This window comes from Streptomyces sp. NBC_01233 (assembly GCF_035989305.1).
Lineage (GTDB): Bacteria > Actinomycetota > Actinomycetes > Streptomycetales > Streptomycetaceae > Streptomyces.
Window position 1 is genome coordinate 3002325 of the sequence record NZ_CP108514.1, and the last position, 17678, is coordinate 3020002.

The window sequence follows — 17678 nt, forward strand, 5'->3', positions numbered from 1 at the left end:
GTCTTGTCACGTGCCTCAACCCGAACGTGAGCATTCGCCCGCCACACACGCCGCGCATCCCGCTCCCGCCCATCCGCACACCGCGACGCTGCGCCGACTGGAGAAGTCCTCCGGCCGGCTCGCCGCCAACGCGATCGCGCGGATGGACGAGACCCTGCCGTGGTACCGGGCGATGCCACCCGAGAACCGGTCCTGGATCGGCCTGGTGGCGCAGGCCGGCATCGCCGCGTTCACCGAGTGGTTCCGGCACCCGGAGACCCCGCAGGCGATCTCCACCGACGTGTTCGGGACGGCTCCGCGCGAGCTGACCCGGGCGATCACCCTGCGCCAGACCGTCGAGATGGTCCGCACCACGATCGAGGTCATGGAGACCGCGATCGAGGAGGTGGCGGCCCCGGGTGACGAGCAGATCCTGCGCGAGGCGCTGCTCGTGTACGCCCGGGAGATCGCCTTCGCGACGGCCCAGGTGTACGCGCAGGCCGCCGAGGCGCGCGGGGCGTGGGACGCCCGGCTGGAGTCCCTGGTCGTCAACGCGGTGCTGTCCGGCGAGGCCGATGAGGGTGCACTCTCCCGGGCGGCGGCGCTGGGCTGGAACTCCCCCGAGCACGTGTGCGTGGTGCTCGGCACCGCGCCGGAGGGGGACAGCGAGCTGACGGTGGAGGCGATCCGGCGCGCGGCCCGCCACCACAAACTGCAGGTCCTCACCGGAGTGCTCGGGGACCGGCTGGTCGTCATCGCGGGCGGCAGCGACAACCCGATGCAGGTGGCGAAGTCGCTGATCGGGCCGTTCGCGGCCGGTCCGGTGGTGGCCGGCCCGGTGGTCTCCGACCTGCTGAACGCGACGAAGTCGGCGCAGGCCGCGGCGGCCGGGCTGAAGGCCTGTACGGCCTGGCAGGACGCCCCGCGCCCGGTCCTGGCGGACGATCTCCTGCCGGAGCGCGCGATCGCCTCCGATCCCGCTGCCAGGGAACAACTGGTGGAGGAGATCTACAGGCCACTGGAAGAGGCCGGGTCTGCGCTGCTGGAGACGCTGAGCGTGTACCTGGAGCAGGCGAGCAGCCTCGAAGGGGCGGCGCGGATGCTGTTCGTGCACCCCAACACGGTGCGCTACCGGCTGCGACGTGTGACCGACGTCACCGGATGGTCACCCTCCGATGTCCGCTCGGCGTTCACGCTGCGAATCGCCCTGATTCTCGGGCGTCTGGCCGACGGCGATCTCCAGTCCTAGACTTTTGTCGGACATCAACAATTACCCCGACGGTTCTTCGTCCCTGTCCCCACCGGCGGCCGGGACCATCCACAAGAGAGAGTGTGAGGGTGCTCGTACTCGTCGCTCCCGGCCAAGGCGCTCAGACGCCCGGCTTCCTGACTCCCTGGCTCGACCTCCCCGGTGCCGCTGACCGCGTCGCCGCCTGGTCCGACGCCATCGGGCTCGACCTTGCCCACTACGGCACGAACGCTGACGCCGACGAGATCCGCGACACGGCCGTGGCCCAGCCCCTGCTGGTCGCCGCGGGCCTGCTGTCCGCCTCGGCGCTGCCCGCTTCCCTGACCTTCGGTGCCGTCGCGGGCCACAGCGTCGGTGAGATCACCGCCGCCGCCTACGCCGGCGTGCTGTCCGAGGCCGACGCGCTGTCGTTCGTCCGGACCCGCGGTCTCGGCATGGCCGAGGCCGCCGCCGTCACCGAGACCGGCATGGCCGCGGTCCTCGGCGGTGACCGCGACGTGGTCGTCGCCCACCTGGAGAAGCTGGGTCTGACCCCGGCCAACATCAACGGCGCGGGCCAGATCGTGGCCGCCGGCACCATGGAGCAGATCGCTGCCCTGGAGGCCGACAAGCCCGAAGGCTCCATGAAGGTCGTCGCCCTCAAGGTCGCGGGCGCCTTCCACACGCACCACATGGCCCCCGCGGTGGCCACGCTGGAGAAGGCCGCCGAGGCCCTCTCCCCGGCGGACCCGGTGCTGAAGTACGTCTCGAACAAGGACGGCCTTGTCGTCACCACGGGCGCCGACGTCGTCGCCCGCCTGGTCGGCCAGGTCGCGAACCCGGTCCGCTGGGACCTGTGCATGGAGACGTTCGCCGAACTGGGCGTCACGGGGATCATCGAGCTCTGCCCCGGTGGCACCCTGACGGGTCTGGCCAAGCGCGCGCTGAAGGGCGTACCGAGCGTGGCTCTGAAGACCCCGGACGATCTCGACAAGGCCGCGGCGCTCGTCGCCGAACTGACGGCCTGAGAGAAGGAGCCCACACAGCATGTCCAAGATCAAGCCGGCCAAGGGCTCCCCGTACGCCCGCATCCTCGGAGTCGGCGGCTACCGCCCGACCCGCGTGGTGCCCAACGAGGTCATCCTCGAGACCATCGACTCGTCCGACGAGTGGATCCGCTCCCGCTCGGGCATCGCGACCCGGCACTGGGCCTCGCCCGAGGAGACGGTCGCCGCGATGTCGGTGGAGGCCTCGGGCAAGGCGCTGGCCGATGCCGGTGTCTCCCCCGAGCAGATCGGTGCCGTGATCGTCTCGACGGTCTCGCACTTCAAGCAGACTCCGGCCGTCGCGACCGAGATCGCGCACCGGATCGGCGCGGTCAAGCCCGCCGCCTTCGACATCTCCGCGGGCTGTGCCGGTTTCGGCTACGGTCTGACCCTGGCCAAGGGCATGGTGGTGGAAGGTTCGGCGGAGTACGTCCTCGTCATCGGCGTGGAACGGCTCTCGGACCTGACGGACCTGGAGGACCGTGCGACGGCCTTCCTGTTCGGCGACGGCGCAGGTGCCGTGGTCGTCGGTCCCTCGGACGAGCCGGCCATCGGCCCCACGGTGTGGGGTTCGGAGGGCGACAAGTCCGACACGATCAAGCAGACCGTGCCGTGGGACGAGTTCCGCACCAAGGACACCGCCGAGAAGTTCCCGGCCATCACGCAGGAGGGCCAGGCGGTCTTCCGCTGGGCCGTCTTCGAGATGGCCAAGGTGGCCCAGCAGGCGCTCGACGCCGCCGGGATCACCGCGGACGACCTGGACGTCTTCATTCCGCACCAGGCGAACATGCGGATCATCGACTCGATGGTGAAGACTCTGAAGCTGCCGGAGCACGTCACGGTCGCCCGTGACGTGGAGACAACCGGCAACACGTCGGCCGCCTCGATCCCGCTCGCTATGGAGCGGCTCCTGGCGACCGGAGCGGCGAAGAGCGGCGACACCGCGCTCGTCATCGGCTTCGGGGCGGGACTCGTCTACGCCGCGACGGTCGTTACCCTCCCCTAGGGCCGGGATCCACATCCCGGTCCGTCTACCCAGTTACCCAGAGAAGGAGCGCCACATGGCCGCCACGCAGGAAGAGATCGTCGCCGGTCTCGCGGAGATCGTCAACGAGATCGCGGGCATCCCGGTCGAGGACGTCCAGACCGAGAAGTCCTTCACCGACGACCTGGACGTCGACTCGCTGTCCATGGTCGAGGTCGTCGTCGCCGCCGAAGAGCGCTTCGACGTCAAGATCCCGGACGAGGACGTCAAGAACCTCAAGACGGTCGGCGACGCCGCGGACTACATCGCGAAGCACCAGGCCTGAGCCTGACGAGCGTTTGTCGCCACCTGGCGGTGGCGCCGTGACAATTCAGCACCCCCTGAGACGTGGAGAAAGAATTCCTGTGAGCCCGACCAATCGCACCGTGGTCGTCACCGGTATCGGCGCAACCACTCCGCTGGGTGGCGACAGCGCTTCGACCTGGGAAGGTCTGCTTGCCGGCCGTTCCGGCGTAACGCCCCTGGAGGGCGAGCGCTTCGCCGAACTCCCGGTACGCATCGCCGCCCGTGCCGCCGTGGACCCGAGCGAGGTCCTGCCCCGGCCGCTGGCCCGCAAGCTCGACCGCTCGGCGCAGTTCGCCGTCATCGCGGCGCGCGAGGCGTGGGCCGACGCCGGCTACACCGCCCCGGCGGGCGAGGACGAGAAGATCCGGCCCGAGCGCCTGGGCACCGTGATCGCCTCCGGTATCGGCGGTGTCACCACCCTGCTCGACCAGTACGACGTACTGAAGGAAAAGGGTGTGCGCCGGGTCTCCCCGCACACCGTCCCCATGCTCATGCCGAACGGCCCGTCGGCCAACGTCGGCCTGGAGGTCAACGCCCAGGCGGGCGTGCACACTCCGGTCAGCGCCTGCGCCTCCGGCGCCGAGGCCATCGGCTACGCCGTCGAGATGATCCGTACCGGCCGTGCCGACGTGGTCGTCGCGGGCGGCACCGAGGCGGCGATCCACCCGCTGCCCATCGCCGCGTTCGCCAACATGATGGCGATGTCCAAGAACAACGAGAACCCCGAGCAGGCCTCCCGTCCGTACGACAAGGGCCGTGACGGCTTCGTACTGGGCGAGGGCGCGGGCGTCGTCATCCTGGAGTCCGCCGAGCACGCCGCCGCGCGCGGCGCCCGGGTCTACTGCGAGGTGCTGGGCCAGGGTCTGTCCGCGGACAGCCACCACATCGCGCAGCCGGAGCCGACCGGCCGCGGTGTCGCGGCCGCGGTGCAGAACCTGCTCGACAACACGGGTCTCGACCCGGCCGAGCTGGTCCACCTGAACGCGCACGCCACGTCGACCCCGCAGGGTGACACGGCCGAGCTGAAGGCCCTGCGCAAGGTGCTGGGCGACGACCTCGACCACATCGCGATCTCCGCGACCAAGTCGATGACCGGTCACCTGCTGGGCGGAGCGGGCGGTATCGAGACCGTCGCGACCGTGCTGGCGCTCTACAACCGGCTGGCCCCGCCGACGATCAACATCGACGACCTCGACGAGGACATCGACGCGGACATCGTGCGCGGCGAGCCCCGCAAGCTGCCGGCCGACGGCCCGATCTCCGCGATCAACAACTCCTTCGGCTTCGGCGGTCACAACGTGACGCTCGCCTTCCGCAGCGTCTGATCCCGTACTGCACGACGAAGGGCCCCGCACAGCGACTGCTGTGCGGGGCCCTTCGCGTCGTACGGGGTCAGACCACCTGGTGGAGCCAGCGGACGGGCGCGCCCTCGCCCGCGTAGCGGAAGGGCTCCAGTTCGTCGTCCCAGGGCTTGCCGAGCAGTTTGGCGATCTCCGCCTCCAGGTCGGTCTCGCCGCGCGCGGACCGGGCGAGGGCGGCGCGCAGCCGGTCCTCCGGGATCAGGATGTCGCCGTGCATGCCGGTGACGGCGTGGAAGATGCCGAGCTCCGGGGTGGAGCTGTAGCGCTCGCCCTCGGCGTTCGGGCACGGCTCCGCGGTCACCTCGAAGCGCAGCAGGTGCCAGCCGCGCAGCGCGGAGGCGAGTTTCGAGGCGGTGCCCGCTTCGGCCTGCCAGGAGAACTCGGCTCTCCAGGTGCCCGGGGAGGCGGGCTGCCTGATCCAGTCGAGGTTCACCCGCACCCCGAGCACGCCCGCAACAGCCCATTCCACATGCGGGCAGAGCGCGCGCGGTGCGGAATGCACGTACAGAACTCCACGTGTCGTCACCGGGACCTCCAGTGGTGGACGAGGTCGGGAATAAACTCCAGAAAACGGACAGTATGTGACGTGATGTAATGTAACGGAAATTATTTGACATTGCGCTACGGGACCTGCGGCCGAAACGCCACGGGAAAAAGCTACCGTGCGCCAGGGGTCATGGTGTGACGTACGGTCGCTCCAAGGCCCGTAAACACAGAGCTTTCACTCAGCAGGACCCCCCGAACGATGCGGGGGCGACAAGGAGGAACCCTTCCCATGCGCACCACCGCTCCGCGCCGCCGCGCGCGCCGGATCCTCGCGGGCGCGGGTGCGGCGGTCGTGCTGCTGGTCGGCACGGCAACGGGGTGCGGCTCGGGCGGGTCGGGCGGCGAGGGCGAGCGCGGGGCGCAGGCCGCTCCGCGCTGGAACACGGCGCCGGCCTCGGTCGCGGCCGTGGGCGACTCCATCACACGTGGTTTCGACGCCTGTTCGGTCCTGGCCGACTGCCCGGAGGTCTCCTGGGCCACCGGGAACGACCCCGCGGTCCGCTCCCTCGCCGCCCGGCTGCTCGGGGACGCCGAGGTGCCCGCACGCAGTTGGAACTACGCGGTGACCGGCGCACGGATGGCGGACCTGCCGGGACAGCTGGCGGGGGCCGCCGCGCACAAGCCCGACCTGGTCACGGTCATGGTGGGCTCGAACGACGCCTGCCGGCCCACGGCTTCGTCGATGACGCCGGTGGCGGAGTTCCGGGACGGATTCGAGAAGGCCCTCGCCGGGCTCCGGGCCGCGTCCCCCTCCTCCCAGGTGTACGTCTCCAGCGTGCCGGACCTCCAACGGCTGTGGGAGCAGGGCAAGGACCTCCCGATGGTGCGGCAGATCTGGAAGCTGGGCATCTGTCAGTCGATGCTCGCCGACCCGCTGTCGGCGGCGACGGGGGCGACGGCCCGGCGCGAGCAGGTGCGGGCGCGCGTGGTCGAGTACAACGAGGTGCTGCGCGAGGTCTGCGCGAAGGACGCGCTGTGCCGCTACGACGGCGGGGCGGTGTTCCAGTACCCCTTCGCGGCGGATCAGTTGAGCCGCTGGGACTGGTTCCATCCGGGCAAGGACGGACAGGCACGGCTGGCGGAACTGGCGCACCGCCAGGTGACGGCCGCCGAACCGCCACGTTGACGCCGCTGTGCACGGAGGGCCCGGGGGCTGGGGGCACCTCCCAGCGGTAGCCGGGGGAGTCAGGGCTCGCCCCCGGACCGGCTTTCAGGGGTGTTTCAGGGGTGATTTCCGGCCATTTCCGACGGTTACGGTGTGTTACGCGATGTCGAGCGTGGCCGTCAGCCGCGTGTCACCGTGCGAGTGGCTCGCGCGGACCTCGTAGGCGCCGCCGATCCGCTGCCAGCCGGAGGTCTCCTGATCCCAGATCTCGAAAGCCCGGGCGGGCAGGGCGATCACGGCCTCGACGGTCTCACCGGGTCCCGCCGAGACGCCCGCGAAGGCCGCCAGCCAGCTCGCCGGGCGCTCCACGGGGTCGCAGACGGGGGCGAGGTAGACCTGGACGACCTCGCGGCCGGGCCGGGTACCGGTGTTGGTGAGGCGGACCCGGACCGTGTCGGCGGTGGCCTCCAGGGACTCGTACGCCCAGTCGGTGTAGCCGAGGCCGTGCCCGAAGGGGAAGGCGGGGGCCACGCCGTGCTTCTCGTAGGCCCGGTAGCCGATGAAGAGCCCCTCCCGGTACTCCAGGCGCCCCTCGGTGGGGACGACTTCGGTGACGGGCGCGTCCGCGAACCGCGCGGGCCACGTGGTGGGCAGCCGCCCGCCGGGCTCCGCGTCGCCGAGGAGTACGTCGGCCAGCGCGGCCCCACCCTCCTGCCCGGGGAACCAGGTCAGCAGCACGGCGGCGACGTCCTCGCGCCACGGGAGCTCCACCGGGGAGCCCGCGTTGACGACGACCACGGTGTTCGGGTTGACGGCGGCGACGGCGCGCACCAGGTCGTCCTGGCGGCCCGGGAGGGTGAGGTCCTGCCGGTCGAAGCCCTCGGACTCCACGCGCTCGGTGGTGGCGACGACCACGACGGCGGTGTCGGCGACGCGGGCGGCCGCCACGGCCTCGGCGATCAGCTCGTCGGCGTCGCTCCGCGGGCCGAGGTGGAGCAGCGAGAACATGATCGCCTTGAGCGGTAGCGCTGACACGTCGGGGACCTGGTAGGTCAGCGACACCTCGACGGGCTCGCCCTCGGTGACGGTGACGCGGGCGCGCTCGCTGGGGGCCCCGAAGAAGGCCTCGAAGGGGTCGGCCTCGTTGCCCATCTCCTGGACGCCCTCCCAGAGGGTCCGCCCGTCGACCGCGAGGCTGAAGGCGCCCAGTCCGCGGGTGCCGAAGGCGTGCTCGCCGCTCTCACGCGGGAGGAACGTACCGCAGACCTCGATGCTCGCCATGGTCTCGTACGTGGCGCCGGCGGGCAGGTCGTCCCCGATCCACTGGACCTGGCCGGTCGGCAGACTGCCCTCGCCGATGACGGCGCCGGAGGCGTCGCGGCAGACGGCGCGGAGCTCGAAGCCCTTGTCGGCGGGGACCGGTTCGTCGGAGGGGTCGGCGCCGACGGTGAAGGTCAGGGCCCCGTCCGGGAGGGCGGCGGTGAGGCCGTCGAGCGGGGAGACGATCCGCTCGGGGAAGACGGTGGCGCTGCCGCCGCCGAGGACGCGGGCGTCACGGGCCGCGGCGCCGGAGAGGGCGACGGTGCGGCCGGCGGAGGCGTCGAGCGGCAGGGCGGCGCTCCTGCCGGGCACGGCCTCGTTGCGCACGAGGACGAAGCCGCGGGCGGCGAGCTCGCGGGCCAGCGCCTGGCCGTCGACCGGGGCCGGGGCGGCCTCGACGACGGCGGGCGCGCCCTCCAGGGCGCCGACGCGGGCGGCGAGGCGCAGGACGTTGCGCACGGCGTCGTCGACGACGGACTCGGGGACCTCCCCGGCGCGGACGGCCCCGGCGAGGGCGGGCCCGTAGACGGTGGTGGGGCCGGGCATGGCCACGTCCAGGCCGCCTTCGATGTCGCCGGTGGTGGAGCGGGCGGCCATCCAGTCGGAGACGTTGTACCCGTCGAAGCCCCATTCGCCGCGCAGGACCTCGTTCACCAGGTACCGGTGCTCGGTCATCGTCGTGCCGTTGACCTGGTTGTAGGCGGTCATGATGCCCCACGGGTGGGCGTTCGCGACGATGGCCTCGAAGGGTGCCAGGTACAGCTCGCGCAGCGGGCGCGGGGCGATGACGGAGTCGACGGTGAACCGGTCGGTCTCGGCTTCGTTGCCGGCGAAGTGCTTGACGGTGGCGCCGACCCCGCCGTCCTGGACGCCGTTCACGTAGCCGCTGCCGATGACCCCGGTGAGGTACGGGTCCTCGGAGTAGCACTCGAAGTGGCGGCCGCCGAGCGGGGAGCGGTGCAGGTTGACGGTGGGTGCGAGCAGGACGTGGACGCCCTTGCGGCGGGCCTCCTGGGCGAGGAGCCGGCCGGCGCGGCGGGCGAGCTCGGGGTCCCAGGCGGCGGCGAGCGCGGTCGGGGAGGGCAGGGCGATGGACGGGTCGTCGGCGGTCCAGCGCACGCCGCGGACCCCGATGGGGCCGTCGGACATGACCAGGGACTGCAGCCCGATCTCGGGGATCGCGGGCAGCGACCACATGTCCTGCCCGGCCAGCAGTCGGGCCTTGGTGTCGAGATCGAGCCTCCCGAGCGCCACTTCGACGACGCTGGTGCGGACCTGATCGGCATCGGTCACGGCCGTGCCTCCTCGTTGAGTGCGGTGGTGCGGTGCGGTGCCCCCATCGTGGACCTGTTACCTGTTGAACGGTAGGGTTCGTAATTCTTTCGTGACATCAGGGTGACGTACGGTCCTGCTGGCAGGTGTCGTACGGGAAGGGGTGCCGGGGCGATGGTCAGGGCGAGGAGCGAGGAGCGCCGCGGGGAGATCGTCCGCGCGGCCGTGGAGGTGATCGCGGAGCGCGGCTACCGGGGCGCGTCCCTGGGCACGGTCGCCGAACGCGTGGGCCTGACCCAGCAGGGGCTGCTGCACTACTTCCCGACCAAGGAGGCGCTGCTGGTCGCGGTGCTGGAGGAGCGCGACCGCTGGGACACCGGCGGCGGCTCGCGCGCCGCGGCCGACACCTGGCGCCTCGACCTGCTGGCCTCGCTGGTGGAGTACAACGCGATGCGCCCGGGCATCGTGCAGACCTTCTCGGCACTGCTGGGCGAGAGCGTCACGGACGGGCACCCGGCGCGGGAGTTCTTCACCGAGCGCTACGCCCAGGTCCGCGCGGAGATGGCGGCGGTGCTCCGCGCCGAGTTCGGCGACCGCCTCCCCTCGGGCCTCACCCCGGAACAGGCGGCCCCCCTGCTGACGGCCGTCATGGACGGACTCCAGTACCAGTGGCTGCTCGCCCCCGAGTCGGTGGACATGCCCGCCGCCTTCCGCTCCTTCCTGACCCTCCTGCGGGGCACCGCGGACTCCTAGGGGCGGCCGGGCCAGGGCGGGCCGAGCAGCGGGTCGTGGACCGGGCAGGACGGCCGGCGGCGGGGCACCCGGTAGTACGCCCGGTCGCGGAACCGGCCCGTCCAGGGCTCCGCGGTGGACGGACGCCTGACGAGGAGGTGCCGGCTGCTGCCCGCCCCCAGGTGCCTGCGGTACTCGCCCAGCAGCGGGTCCACCGCCCCGAGGAACCCCCGTATCTGATCCTCCACCAGGCAGAACGGGCAGTCCGGGCCGGGCGGCAGGTGGAACTGCCGGCCCTCCGGCCGGGCGTCGCTGCCGAAGGCGGTGAGGACCAGAGCGCCCGTGTAGGTCACGCACACGCCCATCACCTGGGGCCCCTCGGAACGCGCGACGTGCCCCACGAGGTCCCGGAAGCGGGCGGTGTCCACGCGTTCGATGCGTTCGAGCGCGGTCCGGGCCGCGGCGACGGCGTTGACCACCGCGGCCACCAGGGAGACCGCGACGACGGCCGGCACCGCCCACGGCGGCCCGTCGTCCCACAGCAGCCACAGCATTCCCACGTTCAGCACGAGCATGAAGGCCACGGCCACCCGCAGCCCCGCGCCGGAAGTCCGCACGACCCGGTACGCGAGGACCAGGAAGGCGCCGGTGAGGACCGGCTGGACCCAGTCGGGGGCCGTCACCAGGCCGAACCGTCACGTCGCATCGGATACCCCCCGCCCGCCGCAACCGCCGAGCGCGCTCCGTGAGCACGCCGTTACAGCATCCCTGCGCCCCGCCGGTACGTCGACCCCCCGGAAGGACCCGGGCACCACCCGGCTGGCATCCTCGGCCCAATGAAGATCGCCGCAGCCCAGATGACCTGCGTCCCCGCCGATGTCCCCGCCAACGTCGCGCGGGCCGCCGCTCTCGCCGCCGCGGCCCGCGAACAGGGCGCCGAACTCGTGGTGTTCCCCGAGTTCACGCTCACCGGTTACGAACTGGACGCGCTGGCCTCCGACCCCGGCCTGTGGACGGCCTCCGACGACCCGCGCCTGGACCCGCTGCGCTCCGCCGGCATCGCCACCGCCGTCAACGTCGCCCTGCCCACCGCCGGCCCGCGCCCCGCCATCGCGACGCTGGTGCACGACGCGGACGGCGCGCACCTGACGACGTACGCGAAGCAGCACCTCTTCCGCCGCGAGCAGGACGTCTTCGCGCCCGGCACGGACGACGGGCGCTTCGAACTCGGCGGGATCCGCTTCTCCTTGGGCGTCTGCTACGACAACCACTTCCCCGAACTGCCCGGCCGGGGCGCGGCCGACGGCTGCCGGGTGCACCTGGCGAGCTCCCTGTACGGGACGGGCGACGGGATCGGCGAGCGCGCCACCGTGTACCCGGGGATCGCGAAGGACCACGGCCTGTACGTCGTCCTCGCCAACCACGTCGGCCCGGCGGGCCCGTGGACCGGCTGCGGCCGCGCGGCCGTGTGGGCGCCGGGCGGCTCCCTGCTCGCCGAGGCGGACGACCGTACGCCGTCGGTGGTGACCGCCGAGGTCGGCCGCGCCGTCTGACGGGGTGCGTCAGGCGGGCTCGGGCACCCGCGTCGCCTCGCGGTCCGAACGCGGGGCGTCGAGGTCCGGGAGCTGCGGCGCGGCGGCCTTGCGGTCCGAGACCAGGGCGGGCACGACGACGGCGAGGGCCGCCACCGCGTACACGCCGGTCCACAAGACCCAGCCGCCGGGCGGCGCCCAGTGCGCCGAGGTCGGCACCCACGAAGCCTTGTTGCCGACGGCGAACCGGCGCAGCGTCCAGTAGAACGCCGCCACGTTGGCCAGCGCCAGACCGCCGACGCACAGGCCGACCAGCCGCCGCCAGGGGAAACCGCGCCCGGGGACGCGCGTGGCGCAGATCAGCACGGCCATCAGCGGCAGGCCGACGGCGAAGGGCAGCAGGTAGCGGCCCTGCCACACCATGCCGATCCGCTCCGCCTCCGAGGCCTGCGCGGCCACCGGCACCATCACGATGGCCACCAGCATGCCGAGCACCGCCACCACGTCGCGCTTGTGGCCGTAGACCAGCGCCAGCACGACGAGCGTCGCGAGCACCGCCGTCCACACCAGGTACAGCAGGGCCGGGCCCGGGGTGTCCAGCCAGCCGAAGAACCCGACCATCTGCTTGATGTACAAGTCGGTGCTGCCGAGCGTGCGCTTCGCGGCCACGGCCGCGGTGAGCGAGTCGGGGATGTCTATCTTCGAACGGTCCGGGTGCCTCGCCGCCCAGTACAGCGCACCGGCCGACGCCAGGCCCAGCAGGGCCGTCCAGAGCCACAGGGCCTTGCGGCGCAGCACGGATCCCAGCACTCCGCGCCGCTGCGTCAGCAGCAGGCAGAAGACCACCGCTCCGCCGAACCAGATCAGTCCGAGGGGCCGGATGTTGATCAGGACCAGGCCGCCGGTGCCCAGCCTGGCCAGCCGCCGGTTCAGCAGCACCGGGTCGGGCGACAGGACGACCGACAGCAGGGCCGTCCACACCAGGATCCCGGCGGCGATCTCGCCGCCGCTGGGGTTGAGCATGCCGGACATGTAGAGCGTCATCGGCGTGGCAGCGGCGAGCACGCCGAGCACGGCCAGCGAGCGGCGCCGCCATTCGGCGGCCGTGACCACCGCGCTCGCCAGCAGGGCCGAGCAGAGCAGCGCCGACATGAAGCGCATCAGGTACAGCCCCTTGGGGCCGTCGGCGAGCAGGCTCGGCCAGCCGGTCGCAAGGTAGTACGCCGGGTGGTAGCGGCCGGCCGCCGTGGGGACCTGGACGATCTTCTCGGAGCCGCCGAGCGAGGGAGCGCAGGACGCGGGCTGGGACTGGCGCCACGCGTAGCACTCGTGCACCGTGGCCAGGTTCCCGTACCACTCCGGGAGCTGCATCCCGGCCTCGGCGAACTGCCCGTCGATTCCCGCCACCCGGTGCGGGACCATCACCAGGGGTCCGCTGATCTGGCCCCGGGCGGCGGCCGCGGCACGGACGAAGTGCGCGTGTTCGTCGGGAGAGCCGCCGATGGGGCTGGCGGCGGACCAGGAGCCCGCGAGCGCGAAGAACAGCGCGAACGAGATCAGCCAGAGCCGCCTGGGTGTCCTGGCGGACCAGTCGGCCAGCCGCGTCAGTGCGGAGATCATCGGTTCCCCCGGGTCATCGGATGAAGCTCAGCCAGCTCTGGTCGCCGTCCTTGGAGCAGGTGCCTCCAGGCGCGTACTTCGGGCAGCCGCCGTCCTGCTCCGTGATGGTGTGCGACACCCACGGCAGGATCCGGTAGGTGTTCTCCTTGGCCGGCATGTAGCGGTCGGCCATCGAGGAGGAGACGGTGCCGAGGAGCAGCAGGAGGGCGCACAGGGCTCCGATCACCGCGCCCTCGCGGCCGGGGAAGCCGGTGCCGGCCGTACCGCTCACGGTCTCGGAGCCGGCCGCGGACTCCGCCCGGCGCGCGCCCATCCGCTGCGAGGCCAGGTGGACGACCAGAGCGCACAGCAGCAGCCCGCAGTAGAGGAGCTGGTTGTTCGTGCGGGTGTAGAGCTGGACGGTCTGCGTCTCGTACATGTGCGAGGCGATGTACATGCGCATCACCCACGCGCTGATGAACATCGCGGCGACGGTGACCACCATCGGCCTGCGGATGCCCAGCCAGATCGCGGCGCCGAGGCAGACGAAGGTGACCAGGGCGAACAGGCCGACCCCGCCGTATTCGCCGGGCGGCGGCCACTCGCCGACCTTGCCGGGCATGTCCGTGCGCCACATGAGGTAGTACGCCGGGTCGGTGAAGTTGTCGAACCGGAAGTTGTAGTCCTTGGTGGTCTGGCCCTCGGTCAGCATGACCGCGAGGTAGCGGCCGGCGACCACGAGGAAGGCCGCCAGGGAGGCGCCGAGGAAGGCCGCTCCCTTGAGCCGGCCGAGCCGGCCGGTCCGCCACGGGAAGTACAGCAGCGCGGCGAACAGGACACCGGCCGCGCTCCACAGGAACCAGCCCGAGTAGGTGAGGAACAGCACGCCGAGCAGCGCGCCGAATCCGGCGCCCTTGAGCAGGAGCGGCCGCCAGGCCTGTGTGCCGCTGCGGCTCAGCGACACCACCATCGCCACCAGGACGGGCACGAGCACGACGAGCACGGTCTGGCTGTACGGCTTGTACGCGTCGATCAGCGCGAAGGCCGGGGCCACGCCGAAGGCGAGGGCCCGGACCGGGCCGAGGAGCATGCGCCAGCAGAGGTAGACCAGCGGCCCGAAGGCGGCGGCGCCGAGGATCTGGAGGTCCTTGAACGCGTACGCGGTGTTGCCGCCGCGGAACCACTCGGCGTAGTAGCCGAGGGTGTAGAGGGGAGCCGGCGGGTAGACCGGCGAGCCCGAGGGGCGGCCGTTGGCCACCGCGTGGGCCCACTCGACGATGCGGCCGCTGTCGCCGTTGAGGCCGAACATCGGCCAGGGCGTCCCGTGGAGGGCGACGACCGCGCCGGCGGCGACGAAGCCGCTGGCCAGGCCCGCGAGGGCGGCGGCGGCGATCCGGGCGGCCAGGTCGAAGTGCCGGCCTCCCCGCAGCCGCATGGCCAGGGCCACCGCGGCGATGAACAGCAGACCGACGAGCGCGAACCGCAGCTGGATCGCGGCGAGGCCGCTGACCTGCGCGATCCGGTCCAGGGGGTCGAGTCTGAAGCGGACGGCCAGCAGCGGGAGCACGAGCGCCGCGCCGAACGCGACGGCGGCTTCGAGGAGCAGGAGCGTGCCCCGGGAACCGAGCCCGCGCCGGACGGCCGGTATCGGGCGGGCGGGCGCGGCCGGTCCGCCCGGGGGCAGCACGGTGACCGTGCCCTCGGTACTGACTGTCACTGCTGTGTCCCTACTGCTGGTCGGTCCTCGGCCCGACGGCCGGTCGTGGCTCGGCAAGCCGCTGCCCGGCTCCGGGCTTCTTCCGAAGCTCCCGGCCAGGGCGGACTCAAGGGCAGTGAGAGACGACCTCGGCGCTTGCTGCCGCCATGCATACTACGGGCCCGCCAAGGGGTGACGGAGGCCGCCGGCCGATCACGAGTCGGCTACGCGGAGTCCGGTAGCAGATGCTTTGCACCCCACTCCCCCAGGGACTCCAGGGCCGCGTTCAGGCTCTGCCCCAGCGGGGTCAGGGAGTACTCGACGCGCGGCGGGACCTCCGCGTGGACCTCGCGGTGGACGATGCCGTCCGTCTCCAGTTCACGCAGCTGAGCGGCGAGCACCTTCTCGGAGACGCCGGGGACGAGCCTGCGCAGTTCACCGAAACGGCGTCGCGGGCTCCGCTCCAGCTCCCACAGGAGCGAAACCTTCCATTTGCCGTCGATCACCGACATCGCCGCGGCGATCCCGCAGTGATCGGCACCGGGCCTTCGTGTCACCGCCATCGCGCACCCCTCCCCACCTGTTCGCTCACCTTGGGGTAACCACCCACTCCAAAGTGCGTACTTGAGCGCTTCACAGCCTGCCAGCAGGCTAAACGCCATGACTGACAACACACCTCAGCACTCGCTCACCCTGCTCGGACTCGGCGACATGGGCACCGCCCTCGCCCGCACCTGGCTCGCCGCCGGCCACCGGCTCACCGTCTGGAACCGCACCGCCGCCAAGGCCGGGGCGCTGGCCGCCGAAGGGGCCCTCGTCGCCGCGAGCGCCGCCGAGGCCGTCGCCGCGAACGGGCTCGTCGTGGTCTGCCTGCTGGACGACCCCTCCGTCGGCTCCGCCCTGGACGGCATCGACCTGACCGGCAAGGACGTGGTGAACCTGACCACGGGCACCCCGGCCGAGGGCCGGGCGCGGGCCGCCTGGGCCGAGGAGCGCGGGGCCCGGTTCATGGACGGCGGGATCATGGCCACGCCGACGATGATCGGCGTCCCCGAGGCCGGCGGGTACGTCTTCTACAGCGGCTCGCGCGCGCTCTTCGATGCCCACCGGGCCGTCCTGGAGGTCCCGGCCGGGGCCCGCTTCGTCGGCGAGAACCCCGGGCACGCCGCCCTGCACGACGTGGCGCTGCTCAGCGCGATGTGGGGGATGTTCGCCGGTATCTCGCAGGCCTATGCGCTGACCGAGGGCGAGGACATCGCCCCGAAGGACCTGGCTCCGCTGCTGTCCGAGTGGCTCGGCGCGATGGGCTTCTTCGTCGGCAACGCCGCCGAGCGACTGACCTCGCGCGACTTCACCTCGGGGGTGGTGTCCAACCTTGCGATGCAGGTCGCGGGCAGCGCCACCATGCTGCGCACGGCGGAGGAGCAAGGCGTCAGCACCGAGCTGATCTCCCCGTACGTGGACCTGCTGCGGCGCCGGCTGGCCGCGGACCCGGCCGCGCACGGCGGGGAGGACACGACGGGGGCCATCCTGCTGCTGAAGCGGTAGCCGGGCCGGGCCCCGGGCCGCGACCCGGCGGTTACGAGTACGCGGGCGGCGGCGGTCCGAACCCCGCGGGGGTGGTTTCGGCAGCCGGAGTCTCGTCGGTCCGCAGGAGGTCCCGCGCCATCAGCGTGGCCCCGGCGACCGCGCCCGGCATCAGGAACACGGCGACCAGCGGTACCAGGAACGACAGCACCAGCGGCACCCCGAAGCCGAGCACCAGCATCCGCCGCGACCGCAGCAGCTCCAGCCGCCGGGGCAGGTCCACCTTGCGCCGTTGCAGGGCCACGGCGGTGAGCTCCTGGGTCAGGAAGTACCCGGAGACGCAGAACCCGAGCGCCGGGACCACGGTCTGCCCGATCACCGGGATGAAACCGAGGGCGAAGAGCAGGATCCCGTAGAGCAGCACCCGCGCGAGCACCTTCACGCTGTCGCGGGCCGAGATCCACAGCTCCCGCCAGAGCGGCAGCCCGGACTGCGGGACCTCGCCGCCCTCGGCGCGGTCGACCTGCTCCGAGAGGGACTCGTAGAAGGGCTGGCCGATCAGCAGGGTCACGGCGGTGAAGGTGATCACCGCGAGGAAGAGACCGAGGCTGAAGACCAGCGCGGTCAGGAAGCCGCGGAAGAGCCCGAGCCACGGCCTGGACCAGTCGTCGGCGAAGGGGGAGGCCCAGGCGCTCAGGTCGTCGGCCCCGTAGCCGAGCCCGATCAGCGCGCCGGCGTAGAGGACCAGCGAGACGAGCCCGGGCAGCAGCCCGAACCCGAGCCACCGGCCGTGCCGGAACACCCATCGCTGTCCGGCCAGCAGATACCGGAAGCCCCCCGCAAGATCGCGCATGCGGCCAGTTTAAGGCTGCGGTGCACGGCGAAGGCCGCACCCCTGCCGGAGTGCGGCCTTCGCCGAGCGGTGCCGGATCAGACGGCGAGCTCGACGGTGATGTTGCCGCGGGTCGCCTTGGAGTACGGGCAGACCTCGTGGGCCTTCTCGATGAGGTCCTTGGCGGTGGCGGCGTCCACGTTGGGGATCACGGCGGAGATCTTGACGATCAGGCCGAAGCCCTCGTCGTTCTTGCCGATGCCGACCTCGGCGGTGACCGTGGAGCCGGAGATGTCGGCGTTCACGTTCTTGGCGACGACACCCAGGGCGCCCTGGAAGCAGGCGCTGTAGCCGGCGGCGAACAGCTGCTCCGGGTTGGTGCCGGCGCCGCTGCCGCCGAGCTCCTTCGGCGGGTTCACGACGACGTCGAGCTGGCCGTCGTGGGTGGCGACGCGACCGTCACGGCCGTTCTCGGCGGTGGCTACGGCGGTGTACGCGACGTCGGACTGCTGGATGGACATGTAAGGAAATCCTCCTGGTAATCGCCGCGACTCGCGCCCACGGTCACGACGG

Annotated in this window: 17 protein-coding genes; 9 read left to right on the plus strand and 8 right to left on the minus strand. The window is 72.1% G+C overall.

Going from position 1 to position 17678, the window contains the following annotated elements:
• Positions 1-10: 10 nt before the first annotated feature.
• The 5 genes from OG332_RS14010 to fabF all read left to right on the plus strand — a co-directional run bounded on the left by OG332_RS14010 (position 11) and on the right by fabF (position 4908).
• Positions 11-1228 carry a PucR family transcriptional regulator gene (locus tag OG332_RS14010; RefSeq protein ID WP_327413786.1) on the plus strand — a complete coding sequence of 406 codons (1218 nt, stop codon included), beginning with the start codon at positions 11-13 and terminating at the stop codon, positions 1226-1228.
• A gap of 89 nt (positions 1229-1317) precedes the next feature.
• Entirely contained in the window at positions 1318-2235 is a 918-nt protein-coding gene (locus OG332_RS14015; protein WP_327413787.1) for an ACP S-malonyltransferase, read from the plus strand.
• Between the two features lie 19 nt (positions 2236-2254).
• Positions 2255-3259, plus strand: a complete 1005-nt coding sequence (locus OG332_RS14020; protein WP_327413788.1) for a ketoacyl-ACP synthase III — start codon at positions 2255-2257, stop codon at positions 3257-3259.
• A 55-nt stretch (positions 3260-3314) separates the two neighbouring features.
• On the plus strand, positions 3315-3563 hold the full coding sequence (locus OG332_RS14025) for an acyl carrier protein (RefSeq protein WP_327413789.1): 249 nt from the start codon (positions 3315-3317) through the stop codon (positions 3561-3563).
• 79 nt (positions 3564-3642) lie between these two features.
• Positions 3643-4908: a beta-ketoacyl-ACP synthase II gene (gene fabF, locus OG332_RS14030; RefSeq protein WP_327413790.1), complete on the plus strand. Its 1266-nt coding sequence runs from the start codon at positions 3643-3645 to the stop codon at positions 4906-4908.
• 67 nt (positions 4909-4975) lie between these two features.
• On the opposite strand, the gene OG332_RS14035 is transcribed toward fabF, so the two are convergent.
• The gene (locus OG332_RS14035; RefSeq protein ID WP_052875531.1) at positions 4976-5470 is read right to left on the minus strand and encodes a DUF3145 domain-containing protein; all 495 of its coding nucleotides are present in this window, start codon (positions 5468-5470) and stop codon (positions 4976-4978) included.
• A gap of 249 nt (positions 5471-5719) precedes the next feature.
• Between OG332_RS14035 and OG332_RS14040 the strand changes: the two genes are divergently transcribed.
• Positions 5720-6616, plus strand: coding sequence for an SGNH/GDSL hydrolase family protein (locus tag OG332_RS14040; protein ID WP_327413791.1), 897 nt, complete (start codon positions 5720-5722; stop codon positions 6614-6616).
• A gap of 135 nt (positions 6617-6751) precedes the next feature.
• On the opposite strand, the gene OG332_RS14045 is transcribed toward OG332_RS14040, so the two are convergent.
• Complete coding sequence (locus tag OG332_RS14045; RefSeq protein ID WP_327413792.1) at positions 6752-9208, minus strand: beta-glucosidase family protein; 2457 nt, start codon at positions 9206-9208, stop codon at positions 6752-6754.
• Positions 9209-9361: 153 nt separating this feature from the next.
• On the opposite strand from OG332_RS14045, the gene OG332_RS14050 reads away from it, so the two are divergent.
• Entirely contained in the window at positions 9362-9940 is a 579-nt protein-coding gene (locus tag OG332_RS14050) for a TetR/AcrR family transcriptional regulator (protein ID WP_327413793.1), read from the plus strand.
• On the opposite strand, the gene OG332_RS14055 is transcribed toward OG332_RS14050, so the two are convergent.
• Positions 9937-10602, minus strand: coding sequence for a hypothetical protein (locus tag OG332_RS14055; protein WP_327413794.1), 666 nt, complete (start codon positions 10600-10602; stop codon positions 9937-9939). The two genes, OG332_RS14050 and OG332_RS14055, sit on opposite strands and share 4 nt — an antisense overlap.
• Positions 10603-10755: 153 nt before the next feature.
• On the opposite strand from OG332_RS14055, the gene OG332_RS14060 reads away from it, so the two are divergent.
• Entirely contained in the window at positions 10756-11472 is a 717-nt protein-coding gene (locus OG332_RS14060; RefSeq protein ID WP_327413795.1) for a carbon-nitrogen hydrolase family protein, read from the plus strand.
• A 9-nt stretch (positions 11473-11481) separates the two neighbouring features.
• Here the strand turns inward: OG332_RS14060 and OG332_RS14065 are convergent, their stop codons facing one another.
• The 3 genes from OG332_RS14065 to OG332_RS14075 form a co-directional block, all read right to left on the minus strand.
• Positions 11482-13071 (minus strand): DUF2142 domain-containing protein, encoded by a 1590-nt coding sequence (locus tag OG332_RS14065; RefSeq protein WP_327413796.1) that lies wholly within the window; start codon positions 13069-13071, stop codon positions 11482-11484.
• Positions 13072-13084: 13 nt separating this feature from the next.
• Positions 13085-14767 (minus strand): hypothetical protein, encoded by a 1683-nt coding sequence (locus tag OG332_RS14070; protein WP_327413797.1) that lies wholly within the window; start codon positions 14765-14767, stop codon positions 13085-13087.
• Positions 14768-14970: 203 nt separating this feature from the next.
• Positions 14971-15309, minus strand: coding sequence for a winged helix-turn-helix transcriptional regulator (locus OG332_RS14075; RefSeq protein WP_327413798.1), 339 nt, complete (start codon positions 15307-15309; stop codon positions 14971-14973).
• A 97-nt stretch (positions 15310-15406) separates the two neighbouring features.
• Between OG332_RS14075 and OG332_RS14080 the strand changes: the two genes are divergently transcribed.
• Complete coding sequence (locus tag OG332_RS14080) at positions 15407-16294, plus strand: NAD(P)-dependent oxidoreductase (protein ID WP_327413799.1); 888 nt, start codon at positions 15407-15409, stop codon at positions 16292-16294.
• 31 nt (positions 16295-16325) lie between these two features.
• On the opposite strand, the gene OG332_RS14085 is transcribed toward OG332_RS14080, so the two are convergent.
• A complete protein-coding gene (locus OG332_RS14085; RefSeq protein WP_327413800.1) occupies positions 16326-17126 on the minus strand; it encodes an EI24 domain-containing protein in 801 nt (266 codons plus the stop codon).
• Between the two features lie 77 nt (positions 17127-17203).
• Complete coding sequence (locus OG332_RS14090) at positions 17204-17626, minus strand: organic hydroperoxide resistance protein (RefSeq protein WP_327413801.1); 423 nt, start codon at positions 17624-17626, stop codon at positions 17204-17206.
• Positions 17627-17678: the final 52 nt, after the last annotated feature.

Bases quoted from the DNA above. Each gene is read 5' to 3' on its own strand.
- OG332_RS14020 (WP_327413788.1), top strand. From the start codon at position 2,255: ATGTCCAAGATCAAGCCGGCCAAGGGCTCCCCGTACGCCCGCATCCTC.
- OG332_RS14025 (WP_327413789.1), top strand. From the start codon at position 3,315: ATGGCCGCCACGCAGGAAGAGATCGTCGCCGGTCTCGCGGAGATCGTC.
- OG332_RS14040 (WP_327413791.1), top strand. From the start codon at position 5,720: ATGCGCACCACCGCTCCGCGCCGCCGCGCGCGCCGGATCCTCGCGGGC.
- OG332_RS14050 (WP_327413793.1), top strand. From the start codon at position 9,362: ATGGTCAGGGCGAGGAGCGAGGAGCGCCGCGGGGAGATCGTCCGCGCG.
- OG332_RS14060 (WP_327413795.1), top strand. From the start codon at position 10,756: ATGAAGATCGCCGCAGCCCAGATGACCTGCGTCCCCGCCGATGTCCCC.
- OG332_RS14065 (WP_327413796.1), bottom strand. From the start codon at position 13,071: ATGATCTCCGCACTGACGCGGCTGGCCGACTGGTCCGCCAGGACACCC.
- OG332_RS14075 (WP_327413798.1), bottom strand. From the start codon at position 15,309: ATGGCGGTGACACGAAGGCCCGGTGCCGATCACTGCGGGATCGCCGCG.
- OG332_RS14080 (WP_327413799.1), top strand. From the start codon at position 15,407: ATGACTGACAACACACCTCAGCACTCGCTCACCCTGCTCGGACTCGGC.
- OG332_RS14085 (WP_327413800.1), bottom strand. From the start codon at position 17,126: ATGCGCGATCTTGCGGGGGGCTTCCGGTATCTGCTGGCCGGACAGCGA.
- OG332_RS14090 (WP_327413801.1), bottom strand. From the start codon at position 17,626: ATGTCCATCCAGCAGTCCGACGTCGCGTACACCGCCGTAGCCACCGCC.